Origin of the sequence: Arenimonas oryziterrae DSM 21050 = YC6267, from assembly GCF_000420545.1 — a bacterium.
Lineage (GTDB): Bacteria > Pseudomonadota > Gammaproteobacteria > Xanthomonadales > Xanthomonadaceae > Arenimonas > Arenimonas oryziterrae.
In genome coordinates, this window is the sequence record NZ_ATVD01000002.1 from 719,100 (window position 1) to 733,849 (window position 14,750).

13 protein-coding genes are annotated in these 14,750 nt (G+C 62.6%); all 13 read right to left on the bottom strand.

The annotated features are described in order from the left end of the window. Positions 1-35 precede the first annotated feature (35 nt). Positions 36-1,340, bottom strand: coding sequence for an oligosaccharide flippase family protein (locus G467_RS0108160; protein ID WP_022969243.1), 1,305 nt, complete (start codon positions 1,338-1,340; stop codon positions 36-38). Positions 1,341-1,397: 57 nt separating this feature from the next. Further along, positions 1,398-2,240, bottom strand: a complete 843-nt coding sequence (locus tag G467_RS0108165) for a class I SAM-dependent methyltransferase (protein ID WP_022969244.1) — start codon at positions 2,238-2,240, stop codon at positions 1,398-1,400. Between the two features lie 45 nt (positions 2,241-2,285). After that, the gene (locus tag G467_RS17805; protein ID WP_022969245.1) at positions 2,286-3,422 is read right to left on the bottom strand and encodes a glycosyltransferase family 4 protein; all 1,137 of its coding nucleotides are present in this window, start codon (positions 3,420-3,422) and stop codon (positions 2,286-2,288) included. Positions 3,423-3,431: 9 nt separating this feature from the next. Continuing rightward, entirely contained in the window at positions 3,432-4,187 is a 756-nt protein-coding gene (locus G467_RS17465; RefSeq protein ID WP_155844854.1) for an acyltransferase, read from the bottom strand. 9 nt (positions 4,188-4,196) lie between these two features. Continuing rightward, positions 4,197-5,330, bottom strand: coding sequence for an acyltransferase family protein (locus G467_RS0108180; RefSeq protein ID WP_081644608.1), 1,134 nt, complete (start codon positions 5,328-5,330; stop codon positions 4,197-4,199). A gap of 76 nt (positions 5,331-5,406) precedes the next feature. Beyond that, entirely contained in the window at positions 5,407-6,471 is a 1,065-nt protein-coding gene (locus tag G467_RS0108185) for an EpsG family protein (protein WP_022969248.1), read from the bottom strand. Between the two features lie 9 nt (positions 6,472-6,480). Next, entirely contained in the window at positions 6,481-8,085 is a 1,605-nt protein-coding gene (locus G467_RS0108190; protein WP_022969249.1) for a hypothetical protein, read from the bottom strand. Next, positions 8,082-9,092: a polysaccharide pyruvyl transferase family protein gene (locus G467_RS0108195; RefSeq protein ID WP_162140745.1), complete on the bottom strand. Its 1,011-nt coding sequence runs from the start codon at positions 9,090-9,092 to the stop codon at positions 8,082-8,084. Before G467_RS0108195 ends, G467_RS0108190 begins: the two co-directional genes overlap by 4 nt. A 43-nt stretch (positions 9,093-9,135) precedes the next feature. Next, positions 9,136-10,143, bottom strand: coding sequence for an NAD-dependent epimerase (locus G467_RS0108200; RefSeq protein WP_022969251.1), 1,008 nt, complete (start codon positions 10,141-10,143; stop codon positions 9,136-9,138). Between the two features lie 16 nt (positions 10,144-10,159). Then, positions 10,160-11,437: a Vi polysaccharide biosynthesis UDP-N-acetylglucosamine C-6 dehydrogenase TviB gene (gene tviB, locus G467_RS0108205; protein WP_022969252.1), complete on the bottom strand. Its 1,278-nt coding sequence runs from the start codon at positions 11,435-11,437 to the stop codon at positions 10,160-10,162. 97 nt (positions 11,438-11,534) lie between these two features. Continuing rightward, entirely contained in the window at positions 11,535-12,902 is a 1,368-nt protein-coding gene (locus G467_RS0108210; RefSeq protein WP_022969253.1) for an O-antigen ligase family protein, read from the bottom strand. A 64-nt stretch (positions 12,903-12,966) separates the two neighbouring features. Further along, complete coding sequence (locus G467_RS0108215) at positions 12,967-13,407, bottom strand: FecR family protein (protein ID WP_022969254.1); 441 nt, start codon at positions 13,405-13,407, stop codon at positions 12,967-12,969. Positions 13,408-13,517: 110 nt separating this feature from the next. Continuing rightward, on the bottom strand, positions 13,518-14,750 hold the full coding sequence (locus G467_RS0108220) for a tetratricopeptide repeat protein (RefSeq protein ID WP_022969255.1): 1,233 nt from the start codon (positions 14,748-14,750) through the stop codon (positions 13,518-13,520).

A 14,750-nucleotide genomic window follows, 5' to 3' on the forward strand; every position in this document is an offset into this window, starting at 1 on the left:
GCGACCAGCCTCGCACGACAAACACTCTCCTCGATTCAGGCCGGAACGGCATCGAGCCGACGGCGCAGGAAATAAGACAGGAGGATACGCCAGACCACGAGGGCGACCGCACTGCCCATGGCCGATCCGATCATCCCGTAGGCCGGAATCAACGCGATATTGAGTACCGTATTGACCACGACCGAGACGCCGGCGCAGACCAGGACGTCGCGTTCGCGTCCGATCATGTTCAGCAGCACATTCGTGGTGCCGGCCCACAGTGTCAGCAGATGCGCCGCCGACAGAATCATCAGAGGCAGGTAGGCGGGCAGAAACTCCTCGCCCACGGCCACGCGGAGAATCCAGCGACCGAACACTGCGAACAACACCGTGACCAGCAGACCCGCCGTGAAGGAGATGGCTGCCGAAGAATGATTGAGTCGCTTGAGTTCGGCGATACGCCCTTCGTGGAACAGGGCCGCAAATCGCGGCGCCGCCACGGCATTGACGATAGTCAGCACGAAACTGACCTGCAGAGCGAGTGTGGAAGCGACTTTGTAGATGCCGACCTCGTGTTTGGAGGCCAGCAGGCCAAGCGCGACCAGATCGATCTGGCTGTTGACCAGCTGCATTCCGGCGACCGTCGACAAGGGCAGCAGGGCCAACGTCCACCGTTTGAATTCCGACGCGGCATGTTCGCTATCCGGCGGCGATCTGCCCATGAGCCCTTTCGCCACCAGCAGGGCCAGGATCGCCGCAAGAAAGTGCAATCCCATGACGCGCTCGGGGCTGGCGCGTCCCCAGAGAAGAAAACCACTGATCAAGATCAGGAACCCGAGCGGGCGAACGATCATGTCCGGAATCTGTCCGGCAATAGCACGCCCCTCGCTGCGGATGACGGCACCGCGAACGAGGCTGGCCACCATCGCCACGGGCACACCGATCGCCGCGAGCGCCAGCGGCAGGTCCGACAGCCCCAGTCTCGTCAGACCGGTCCAGGCGATCAGTCCGGCCAACAATGCGAGCGACAGTCCGATGCCCAGGATCAAACGATGGGAGTAGCCAAGCAATGCACCGACCACTGCCGTACGCTTCGGTCCATTCTCTCGAGCGGCTTCCCGCAGGACGAGGGTCGGCAATCCCTGCAACAGCGGCAAGGCCACGAGTGTCGCTGCCGAAAAAGCGAAGGAGTACGCACCGAAGCCTGCCGGCGCCAGCAGTCGCGCCAGCAGCAGGGTCAGCACCACCGAAACGAGGCTGGATATCAGTCGGAGTGCGCCGACGCCAGCCACACCCGCGAGCAGCGCGCGTTCGGTACGGACCAAGGTGCTCAGAGCGTCCTTCGCGCGGGCGATCGGCATCGTTCTATCTCGCCAGCAGGAGGCGAGCGACCTCGAAGCAAAGGATCGGTCCGCTGATCATGCTTTCCGGTATCCCAGCACGCACCAGTAGGGCGCATTCGGAGAATGGGACACTTTTTCCAGACCGGCGGCCACCATCATCTCGCGCATCTGTGCCAGCGTGAAACGACGCTCCAGCGGTGTTCCGAATCGATCCCGTGAATCGGTCCTCATCGTGTAGAAGGAGTGCGCCCGGTAGTAGGAAAGCGGCCAGGCGGACACGGACAGACCCAGGCGCTCAAACACTCGCGCCGACCGGGCCAGAGGCCAATACACCACAAGCGCCAGGGTGTCCGTGACAAGAACCTTCAGTGCCTCGGGAAGACGGGAAATCCCCGCCCTGAGCAGATCGGACATTCGCCAGAGCGCCCGGAACCACCAGGCACGACCATCCAGCGCGTAATAGAGATATAGAAGCAGGGGCGCACCCGGCTTGAGCTTCTGTGCACAGGAGGCGATGGCGCTCGCGGTGTCCGGCACGTGATGCAGGACTCCCAGCGAGTAACAAAAATCCAGGCTGGCATCCGCGACCGGCAGCTCGGCGACACTGGCGCAGTGGAATTCGACATTCTTCTTGGCGGAAAGCGTTTTCTTAGAGACCTCGATCGCCTCTGCGCTGGCATCGACGCAATGCAGCAAGCCTACTCTGTCGGCCACGAGAACCGCCCAGCGACCGGAACCGCAACCGATGTCGGCGCCGACCGCCGCCTCGGGCAATTCATGCCAGGGAAAAATGGAGAAATACTCGTCGAAAATCTTCCGATGCTCGGCCTGATCCAGATCCGACTGATCGAACCGGGACCACTCGGATCCGAAGCTCTTGACCGTCGAGCTGTCCTGATTGCGGCTGTTGACATCCATTCCAGAGAGTTCCGGCTGATTCGGGGCCACCGCGCCGGCAGGCGGCTAGTGGTAAAGCGTTCCGGCCTTGCAAGCCTGCAGGAAATTCTCCCACACATCGACCACGCGCTCGATCGAGAATTGATCGACCGACCGGGGTCCTGCCGCCCCCAGCCTGGCCCTGAGTGCGGCATCGTCCATCAAGCGGCGCAAACCCGCCGCCAGACTCGCGACGCGCGCGCTCCCGCCCGCAACCAGCAATCCATTCTTTTCGTTCTCAATCAGTTCGTTGGTTCCCGAGCAATCGGCGAAACCGATAACGGGGCGACCCGACGCCTGCGCCTCGGCCGTCACCATGCCGAACGACTCGTACAACGACGGCACGGCGACGATGCTGGCAGCACGGTACTCGGCGGCGACCTCCTGGGTCGCGCCGGGCATCTCGACTCGGGTCGACAGCCGATTTTTTTCCACCACACGCTCGAGTTCCTCGCGCATCACACCGTCGCCGACCAAGCGCAGTGTCCAGGTCGGGTAGTCCGCAGCCAGCAAGGCGAACGCTTCGATCAGTTCGGTCTGATTCTTTTCTTCCATGAACCGGCCGACAGTGAGGATGGTCGGCGGGTCCGAGGGCGGCTGATCGGAAATCCCCTCGAATCGGGCCAGATCCAGCGGATTGGGAAGCACGAAGACCTGCTCGCGTTCGCGCGGCGGATGCGCCGTGCGTACTGGCTCGGAAGGTACCGTTTTGGCGAAGAACAGCGCCTGGCCCAGCCGAACCATCGCACGCTGCGCCCATCGTCCGTGGAAATGATGAAACCCCGCGTGCTCGCTCGCGATCACGGGAATTCTGGCGCCCCACAACGCCGCTCCGAAGGGGACATACATGCTGTGCATGAATCCGATGGCGACATCGGGCCGCCGCTCACGAACCAATCGACGCATCTTTGGAAGTGACGCCAGCAGCTTGAATCGCGGCGTGGGGTGACCCGGCGTGCCTATCGCCATATCCAGGCGCTCCACACCGGCTGCCAGCGGATAGAAAGAGCGGCCGGGCCCGTCGAACGTGAGAATCGCCACCGTGTGCCCGCGCTCAACCAGACTGTTGGCCAGTTGAACCAGAACGCGCTCGGCGCCACCGCCTTCGACATTCAATGACTTGATGGCGAAGACAAGGCTTAGGCGGTCACCGGGATGAGTCATTGCGAAGCCTCAGCCATGAAGGTCGCTGGCACCGGCGACGCCCGCGAGGTCGGGGCGGGTTGGAAACTCCACCAGGGTCCGGGCAGCTTCATCCAACGGCTTGACGACGCGAGCGGGCACGCCGGCGATCAGGCTGGAGTCGGCATCAAACTTCTTGGTGATCACCGCCCCCAGTCCAACGACGCAATACGAACCCAGCGTCGAACCCGGCACCATTTGCACGCCGGAACCGACATAACAATTGCGCCCGATCTCGATCGGCATGACCTGCTGACGATTATGCGTCCACAGGCAGGAATGCCTGCCCGCGATGATGGTCGAGTCGCCGATGATGATCCGATCGGTGTAATCGATTTTGTGCCAGGCGGTAATCACCGCGCCCTTGCCCACGATCAACCTCGGATCGGACCCACCCGTACTGACGGGGTTGATGATCGAATTGATTTCGTTGAAGCGGCCGATCTGCGCCTCGTCCCCGATCTCCACGCTCTCGCCGCCGAGCAGGATATTGAAGACGCCGATGATCGCGTTACTGCCGATATGCAGACGCTTGATGCTGGAGATGTAGTTGAAGTGCCCGATCCGCGTGCCTGCGCCAATGAAGCAGTCATCGACGCGGATGATCGACATGCCAATCCGAACGCCGGGCTCGATGCGGTATTTGAACAGGTTCCGGTAGAGGAACACTTTCAGCCAGGAAGGTGTGGGGACCAGTAACAAGTGAATGAAATTTCTGACCCGCATGCTTGCCTCCAGCAATTCCAATTCTGCAGATCAATTCGCCGCATCCCGAGAAGCGCGACGGTGACCAAAGCGAATGAGCGGCCCTTCAATGAATCGCCATGAAACCATGGCAGCGAGATAGCAGCCTGAAGTTGCAATGATCAACCCCGACCAAAACCCAAGATTACCACCGGGCAGGATGGCTTGAAGCGATCGAAGCCCATCCAGAAAGAACATATGAAACAGATATATGAAATACGACAGCTTTCCAAGCGGAGCAACTGACCTAATCAACAATCCTGGGCGGCTCTTGGGGGAAAACGCAAGGCTCGACACCCAGATGGCGCAGACCAATCCGAAAACTGCGTACCCGAACAGCGGCAACACCCATCCACTCGTGCGCAGCCACTGGAATCCAATCATCAGCCCAATCGTGGAAATTCCGGCTATCGCAGAGCAGTTCTTGCGCTTGAGAAGGAAATCGTAGGCGCCAAAGGCACCCAGTCCGCCAAACGCAATGGCATCTAGGCGCGCCGGAACGAAGAAATACAGAAGATCTGTTGGAAACACATTCCCCGCAAGAACAAGCAGCCTAACGGCGATGGCCATTACGAGAAAAATAGTGACGACCTTCCTAAGCATGCCTCTGGGAAAAGCCGCAGAAACTCCAAGTGCCAAATAGGCGAACTCTTCCACTGACAGCGACCAGGCAATCGTGAATGGGACCTCATCCACGCCCAGAAAAGGAATAGCCCAGCCATTGAGGAATAGTGCCGTTATCCACAAGTTCCCCAAGTGTTCAACATCATGCCCTGTGACCAGAGATGCCAGTCCATAGACAGCGACGGATATCGCGAACACCGGAACAATCCGAAAGAATCGCCTTTTGAAGAATCCAATTATGTCTCCGCGCTCGGAATCTCTGATAAGTATCTTGACTATAAGAAATCCGCTCAACGCGAAAAACAAATCAACGCCGATCCACCCGACAGATTTAAAAAATCCAGCGACCACGTCACCAGCTGCCGCGGCGAATCGGAAGGAAGCGTGATGCCCAATGACGAGAACTATCGCCAGGCTACGCACCGCATCGAGCACAAGATAACGATCAGAACCGTCAAACTTTCCAAGAGCACCTTTTTCGGTCGAGGTGGACCCTTTGTCGGAGTTTTCTAGACGACTCATAGATGGTCTTTGCCCACACTGGACATGTCGATGTGCTTCGATCTGCGGCTCACCCTTGCTAGAAGATTCAGGCGCATCACAAATGAAGATCCTGAGAATCCATCATTAGCGCATTCCGATAAGGTATGTGCGCGTAACTGCTATTGGCGAATTCCAACCAAACCCCCAACGTCACAAAGAGTACGGCGGCCAGCGCCGTTCGCAGGACTGCACGAAGCGTCCTGTCCCCTATGAGATCGGGCATGCCGCTGAAGGCGTACATGGACACAGGGAACAAGTACAACGTCATTCGGCCGGCAGCCGCGGAAAAAAAGAATGCTGTGGGTACCAACAAGATTGCCAGCCACGCCATTTGAACCAAAAGCGTTCCCGGGAAGAGCTTCGCCCGAACCCGCCTACCAAAAAGCACAAGAAGCGCCGGAAGGCCATTAAGAAGCACGTGCTGCGTTGCACCCGATGAATAGGTAACCTCGGCCTGCCCGCTTACATATAGCTGGTCGTAGTAGTCGGCGCCGCCGGAGACCTGCAAAAAGGCGAGCATGATCACCCCCATGAGGATACCGAGAGCGACTTTGTATCCGGGGCGGACTTTTAGCCCAAGCACCGCAAATGCCAAGAAGAAGATGGCACTGAAGTGGAACATCGCTGCAACAATTGTGTACGTCACACGCTTCAAGATTGAACTGTCTTCCCACTCGGCAACTAGCCACATGAGCACGCCAATGGCTACCGCTTGGCGACTCGCACTCATGGAAACGACCATCACAAGAATTGGCATTGCCGTGGCCAGAGCCAGCCACGGCAATGGCATCCTCCGCGCCAAACGAAAGAGTCCGAGACAGAAAATCGTCGCCGCGACAAAGTTCGCTCCGTAGACACCAAGACCCGACTTCGCAGAGAGCCAGAGAATAGTCGCGAAGGCCGGTTCGGCGAACTGGAAGGACTCAAGGAAGGAGCCACCATCGACCCGCTGGATCATCAGCAGATAGTTGTTCCAGTCCATTCCTACCTTGTGGCGTAGGCCGATGAAGAGGACGACTACAACAAAGGTCATAGCCCAAAAAACCGGATGCGCTCGTCGCTGCGGAAACAACGCCGCAGCCAACGCAATCAAGCCGGTAATGAAAAGATATGGAAACATGCGTCCCGGCTATCCTGAAGTAATTTGGGTGAGCTGCAACGGAGCGGATGGTTGAATCTCCTCCCACGCCCGCTCAAACATCGCCTGCCGATAGTGCATATCGCTATCCGCCTTGAAAAGCGCCGCCAATCCAGCGGCGTCGGAGGCGTGCAGCGGATAGTGCGCGAGGGCGGCGTCCGGATCCAACGGCTGCCAGTTGAGCAAAAAGGGCAGCAAGCCTTGGCCCAGCAGGTCCACGATGGCGGTGGAGGCCGTACTCACCAGCCACCGCGACGATCTCGCCAGGTCGGCGAGCTGTTCTTCGCCATCAGTTTTACGGAAGCCGGCGGTAGCGGCGATTTCCGTCAGTTGCATGCGTTGGGCCTCAGACAGACTGGTGAAGGTCGGATGGGGTCGCCATAGCCGGGGCCCCTGCCCTGTCGACACGGCGACGGCTTCGCCGGCCAGGCGAAGCGCGCATGCCTCATCCAGGATGCCTTCGGCGCAAGACCTCGGATTCATCGGATGCGCCAAATTGGTCAACAGCAGCACGCCGGTGGGCGGCGAACGCAAGCCGGGTCTGGCGGCCACGTGCGCGCGGCATTGTCCGTATCCGCCTAGACGTTCATGCCTGCGCGCATCCCTTCCGCAACGGAACACCGCGACCGTGGATCGACCGCAGAAATTGAGTCCCGAACTGATGCCGTGGACGACATGGACCGTTCGCACGCCTTGGCGTTGTTGTTCCATTTCCAATGCGGTCGTATCGGCAATGCCGGTATGACCGTAGCAGACAGTCCTAGCCTGAAAGCGTCCTGCCCGCCACCACGCCGCCGACGCCGCCCCCAGCAAAACGCGATACACGATGGCGACGAGTTCCCTCGCGGGGGGAAGATACTCCTGCTCCGACGCCAGTCTGAAGCCCTGCGCCAGCATCCGGATCGACTGCGGCATCGAAGCAAGCAATGCGAGCAGCGAGAACGGCCGCGCAAGCGGCGGCATGGCCACGCCCGCTTCTTTCTTCCAGGTTTCGCGAATGCGCGCAAGACTGGCTTGCGGCCGCCCCAAGACGAGAATTCCTGCCGGGGGACTGCCCTGCCGGAGCACCGAAAGCAGATGGCGGGTGCGATTGGAGGACTCGCCGTGCATGGCGAAGAGGACATCGGCTTGCGCCGGCAAGCGATCATTCCCAACCGAGGCACGCATCACCGAGAACAGCGCCAGAAGCCCCGCCACCAGACTCGCTAAGAGGAAGCGTGCGGCATCGAGGAACCTTCTTCCGGCCTGACCCCCGACGCGGCAGCCGCGGGCACGAAGCGCCAGCGCGACAGTACGCAGGGACACGTAGTTCGCAGGCATCGGCATTTCACAGACGTCGTCCGCGCTCTTGGCGCAGGCTTCCGCCAGGAGATCGGCGTAGCCGACGACGACTTCGCCGACGCCGATCGCGGCCTTGGGAAATTCAAGCTGCCAAAGCCCCGCCGCTATTCCCAGCCGCTGATAACTTTGCTCGATGATGCAGCGGCCACGCGAAATCGCCTCGTCCAGGCGCACGCCGTCTTCAGCCAGCGCAGGAGACCGGACAACGGACAGACACCACTCGTCACCCGTTCGAACGGCCTTGAGCGTCGTCATTGAACGAGCTCCCGCAAGTCTCGGAAAAGACCCTCCGCCTTGCTCCTCGCTTCGGACAAGTAATTCTCGATGGCCGCTGTCTCGTTCTTTTCCCAGCCCCGTGACGCCGCCAAATCGATGTCGGCGGGCGCGAGACTTGTGTTCGCCCGCCATGCCGGCAGCTCGACATCTTCCACCAGCGCCGCGATCTTGGACGTGTTCGAGGCGACCGCAACGAAAGGTGTCCCTGCCGCGAGCGCCAAGGTGCAGGCGTGAAAGCGCCCCGAGACGAGCAGACGAGTCCGGGCGAGTTGGTCCAGGTAGTCCTCGGCAGACGCGACTGTCGCGTGCAGCTGCGCCAACCTCGCGGAGAGCAGACCGAAGGCGAAACCAGGCGACAACAGGTCTCTGGCAGCGAAGGCCTCCCGCAGAAAGCGCAGCCCAGCCCCCGGGCCGGGCTCGCGATACTGAATCGCCGACGCACGGGCGCCCATGCGACGCCGGAGACGATCCAAGGCCAATGCCGTCGTTCGTTCGACGCTGTCGGTGACAGCAATGCCTTGCCGCGCGGCATCGCGATCGGGTGATGAGCCATACAGACTCAGATCCGGCACAACACGACAAGCGTGCCCCGCGGCGCCAATCTCCTTAGCACTGCGCGAATCCCTGACTGCAAGGAGATCGAAGTCAGGCAGCTGTGCGAGGAGTTCGGGGCCGTTGGCCTCCCACCCTGCGTTGATCAACGCCGAGGGCACTCCTCGTTGCCGAGCCCAGGCGCCGACCTCAAGAAGCATCTTCCCTGCCGGTCTATCGTGGTGCAGCGTGCCTTCTCCGTTGACCAGCACCAGACGGGCGCGCTCGAAGGCCGCGATAAATCCGGGTTGCGACTTCCAGTCGCGGTGCGCCGGGGACGTCGCGATGACCTGGCCACCCATGGAGGCGACCAGTGCCTCGATCGCGGTCATGACTCGCGTGCATCCGTGATGACGGTCGACCCGCGTGTCGTTGACGACGACGACGGGAATCAAGCCCTGCATTCGTCGCCCGGACACAATGCGGCAGCCGATGATTTCATTGGCGGTAGTAGCTGCGGTACCAATCAACGAACGCCGCCACCCCCTCCTCCACCGACACCTCCGGCCGATACCCCGTCGCCGAGATCAGGTCCGACACGTCGGCTTCGGTATCGGGCACGTCGCCGGCCTGCAGAGGCAGCATCTGCATCTTGGCCTCGCGGCCGAGGCTGCGTTCGAGCACCTGGATGTAGGTCAGCAATTCCACCGGCTGTTCGTTGCCGATGTTGTACAGGCGGTACGGCGCACTGCTGTTGGCGGGATCGGGCGCGTCGCCGCGCCATTGCGGATTTGCGGCCGGCACCTGGTCGAGCGTGCGGATCACGCCTTCGACGATGTCGTCGATGTAGGTGAAGCTGCGCTTGTGCTTGCCGTGGTTGAACACCCGGATCGGTTCGCCGGCGAGGATCGCCTTGGTGAACAGGAACAGGGCCATGTCCGGCCGGCCCCAGGGACCGTACACGGTGAAGAAGCGCAGTCCGGTGCAAGGCAGGCCGTAGAGATGCGCATAGCTGTGCGCCATCATCTCGTTGGCTTTCTTGGTCGCCGCGTATAGCGTCAGCGGGTGCTCGGTGCTCTGGTGCTCGGAGAACGGCATGTGCGTATTGGCGCCGTACACCGAGCTGGTCGATGCGAACACCAGATGCTCCACACCATGATGGCGACAGCCCTCGATTACATGCAGAAAGCCGGTGACGTTGCTGCTGACGTAGACGTGCGGATTCTCCGCCGCGTAACGCACGCCCGCCTGCGCCGCCAGATGGATCACGCGCTGCGGCTTGTGCGTGGCGAAGGTCGCCTCGACCGCGGCGCGATCGGCCAGATCGGCCTGGACATGCGTGTAGTTCGGATGATCGGAGAACCGCGCCAGGCGCGCTTGCTTGAGGCCGACGTCGTAGTAGTCGCTGAGGTTGTCGAAACCGATCACCTCGTCGCCGCGCTCAAGCAGCCTGATCGCGACGTGGGAACCGATAAACCCGGCGCTGCCGGTGACCAACACTTTCATTGTTTCTTTCCCTGGTTCAAAGACGGCCGTCCACGGCCGTGCGCGGCAGCACGCTCTTCACGTCGTACAGCACCGACGAGGGCTTGCCGAAGGCACGAATGCCTTCCGCTCCCAGCGCGGCGAACTGGCGGTGACCGACCGCGAGAATGATCGCATCGTAGACCCCGGCCTGCGGCGCGGCGATCGGCGTGAGGCCGTATTCATGGCCAGCTTCGGCCGCATCGATCCACGGGTCGTGGACATCGACCTGCGCGCTGTAATCGCGCAACTCCGCGATGATGTCGATGACGCGGGTATTGCGCAGATCCGGGCAGTTTTCCTTGAAGGCCAGGCCCAGCACCAGCACGCGCGCGCCGACCGGATTGATGCCCTTGCGTGCCATCAGACGGATCGTCTGCGTGGCGACATGCGCGCCCATGCCGTCGTTGATGCGACGGCCGGCGAGAATGACTTCAGGGTTGTAGCCGATCTCCTGCGCCTTGTGCGTCAGATAGTAGGGGTCGACGCTGATGCAATGACCGCCCACCAGACCGGGCCGGAACGGCAGGAAGTTCCACTTCGTGCCCGCCGCCTGCAGAACTTCCAGCGTGTCGATGCCCATGCGGTTGAAGATCAGCGCGAGTTCGTTGACCAGGGCGATGTTGAGATCGCGCTGCGTGTTCTCGATCACCTTCGCCGCTTCGGCGACCTTGATCGAGCTCGCCTGATGGGTGCCGGCCGCGATGACGCTGCGATACAGCGCATCGACGAAATCGGCGGCCTCGGGCGTGGATCCGGACGTGACCTTGAGGATCGTGGTGACACGATGCTGCTTGTCGCCGGGGTTGATGCGCTCGGGGCTGTAGCCGCAGAAAAAATCCCGGTTGAACACCAGCCCGGACGCGCGCTCGAGGATCGGCACGCAGATTTCTTCCGTGCAGCCCGGGTAGACGGTCGATTCGTAGATGACCACGTCGCCGCGCTTGAGCACCTTGCCGATGTCGCCGCTCGCCTGGATCAGCGGCGAAAGGTCGGGGCGCTTGGCGGCATCGATCGGCGTGGGCACGGTCACGATGTAGACATTGCACGCGGCGATCGCGTCGAGGTCGCCGGCATAGCTCAAGCGCGGCGCCGACTTGAGCTCGTCCGCATCGACTTCCATCGTGGCATCGCGGCCGTGCCGCAGCTCGGCGATGCGCGCGGGCCGGATGTCGTAGCCGACCGTGTCATAGCCCTTGCCGAACTCGACCGCCAGCGGAAGGCCGACATAGCCCAGTCCGATGATGGCGATCTTGCTGTCTTTCACTGCCTGCATCGCGCGTTCTCTTCCTGTGTCGCCGCGTCGCGAACGTTCTCTCGCTAGTTGAACCGACCGGCCCGTCGAAGGCAAGCTGCGCCGCCGCCGGAAACGGTCAAGCGGCGGTGGCGGGCACCGGCGCGACGCGGGTTTCCCGGGCCGATCCGGCCACGCGGACCACGATCGCCAGCAGCAGCGCGAACACGACCTGATTGCTCGTCGTACGCAGCGGATAGTCGAGCGCCGAGTGCACCAGCACCAGCAGCAAGGCGATGGTGCACGCCCGCGCGGTCAGGCGACCCGGCCCGTCGTCCTGGCGCCAGACGGCGATTCCGAACCAGGCCACATAGGCAAGCATCAGTGCGATCGCCGCCAGACCCGGCCAGCCCGATTCGAGCCAAACCTCGAGATAGTCGTTGTGCGCATGCGCGACGATCAACGGATTCGGACGCGCGCGCGCTTCGTAAGGTTGGTAGATCTGCCGGAACGTGCCCGGCCCGGCGCCGAGCGCGCCCTGGTCCTGCGCGGCGGGCAAGGCCAGTTGATTCATCGTCCAGCGGCTGTCGGTAAGCGGATCGACGCTGAGCTTCTGCATGATCCCGAACAGCGCGAACTGCACCGTCAGCGCGATGCCGACCGTGGCGATGATCGCCAGCACGCGTTTGCTGCCACGGCGATGGCGCAGCGAAAAGATCAGCGGAATCGCCAGCAAGAGCGACAGCATGCCCAGCCCCAGCCCGGCGCGCGATCCGGTCAGCGCCACGCCCAGGATAAGCACGACCGCGAGCCCGATCAGGCCCACGATCACCAACGGATTGATGCGCTTACCCGCCGCGCGCTCGCCGGCATACCAGGCTGCCGCCGCGAGCACGAGCGGCAGCACCATGCCCAGGAAACTGGCGAAATGGTTGCGATTGGCGAAAAAACCGACGGCGGACACGGTATTGGTCGGTCGATGCAGACGCAGTGCGCTGTCCGGCCCGTCGGCGAGCTGCGCAAATCCCAGAATGACGCCGATCAGGGCGAACGCGAACAGCAGCGCGAGCAATTGCTTCTGTCGGGCCAGCGACAGGCGCAACACGGACAGGTACAAGGCCGCTGCCGGCAGCAGCGACCATAGGGCGCGTTCGGCGGCATAAGCGATCAAGCCGACATGCGCGTCGGGTCTCACCTGCACGGACGCCAGTTCGCCGGCCAGCGGTGCACGTGCGCCCAGCGTCGACCAAAGACCACCCGGCATCGGCAGACAGGCGAGCAAGGGAATGAGCAGCACCAGCAGTGGCAGCCACGCGGTGCCAGCAGGCACGAGGCGTCGCGGATCGGGCCAGAGCAACATCGCCACGAGTAAGAGCGCGAGCACCTGCACCAGCGAATCGGCGAGCACGCCACGCGTGCTGCCGCCCAGGACGATCGCCGCGCACAACAGCACCGCCGTCAGGACGAACTGCGCCGTGCCGGACTTTTCTTCGTTGCTGTGATCCATGTCGACCCCCGGAAAAAACGAGGGCCGCTCAGCGCGGCCCAGGTTGTTCGAATGCGAGTCGGGATTACGGGCTCGTAAATTCGTCGTCGCCTTCATGGATCGCCCAGGCGTCGATCGCGATGACCGGACCCACGACGATCCAGAAAGCCGTCCAATCGGTTTCGGGCGGATACGGCGTACCGACCGCGCCGGTATTGGTGGGCGCGATGCGTTGCGTCTGCGCGATGCCGCCGGCGCAGGTGGAGGTCGACGGCAGGGTCACCATCGTCTCGGCGCTGATCGACAGGGGGCAACCGTCGTTGTAGGTCACGATCGCGGAACTCTTGTCGGCCACCATGATGCGGTCGCCCGGCGACAGCGGCTGACCGGCCGAGAGCGGCAAGAACTTGTCGCCCTGGTTGACCATGACCGAGCCGTTGACGGAAGAAGCCGTAGCCACCGTTTCGGCTGCAGCCGTGCCCGCCATGAGCGAGGCAAGGATGAGTGCGACAAAACGACGATTCATGGAAGGCTCCTTGTTTCCATACAAGACAGTCACGCGGTTGGCAGCATACGGCGGCCAGAGGGGGATTTGCAAGCGGAACAAGGACTTGGATTAACAATGTTACGACGGCGTCAATGTTCCCTCACGACCCGGAGGTCGTCGAACCAGACCCGTCCGCCGATGCGCTGCTCCGCCGGGATGCGCGCGGGCAACTTCAGCTGCAGCCACTGCCCGCCGCAATGATCCCCAGGCACGGTGACCGGGACATCAAATTCGACCCAGCCTGAACTACCGTGAATCGGCTCGGTCGTGGCCAGGGGTGGCCCGCCCTCGCCGCAGCTCAGGACCCAGACCAGGCCGCGCTCCGTGCGCAGATCCTCGGGACGAACCCGGCCTTGCAACCGGTACTTGCCCGGAGCCAGGTTCAGCAACTGCCGCAGGTGCTTGAACAGCACCCGGCGACCTTCGAAGCTCACGCGCAAGGCATAGCCATCGGCCGCGACGTCCGGGTGCAGGCGCTCGATGACGGCTCCGGATACCTCGCCCATGCGCCAATCGAAGCCCATGCCGGTCGGCTCGGTCTCGAAATCGCCGTTGAAGACATTGCTCAGGCGCTGTTGCTGCGCCGGAGCGAGCTGGCTCACCCAGGTCAGATAGGCCTCGCCCCAGCGCTGATCCTTGACCAGGCGGTCCAGCCAGGCGGCCAGTTCCACCGGAGACAGGCCGGGCGGCGACTGCCGCAGCCGGGTCATCAGCGGCGCGATCGCCCCGCTGTCCGGCGCGAGCTTGACCAGGCCGGCAATGAACTTCTCGCGCCAGGGCGGCGCTTTCCCGAGCAGATCGGCCAGGGCCGGCTGCGCGGCGGGCTGGGCCGCCAGCACGGCCAGCAGCGGGAACTCGCTCGCGGCGAGCTGCGGCTGAATCTGCAAGCGGGTATCGATGTGCTGCAGGGCTTGCGGCAACTGCCCGGTTTGCAGGTAGTGGCGGGCTAGCCAGGCGTGGCTGGGCAGATCGCGCGGCGAGCGTTGCACGGCCAGTTCGAACAGGCGGACGGCCTCGGCGCGCTTGCCCTCCGCCTCGGCCAGACGACCGAGCACGCGATAGCCACGACCTTCCAGCGGATTGGCGCGCAAGGCGCGACGGGCGAGCTCGGCGGCCTGCGCCGGCGACTGGCCGGTGCCGACCAGACGTTCGGCTTCGCCGATGAGCGCTTCGGGCTGATCGTCGCGCCAGGCCAGCGCGCGACCGGGCTGCGTACGTGCGAAATGATCGGCGAAGCCCTGGCCGATGACGCGCCAGGCAATGAAAACGAGCAACAACACAGAGACAGCGAGCAGGAAGCGGCGACGCAGATCCAGACTCAT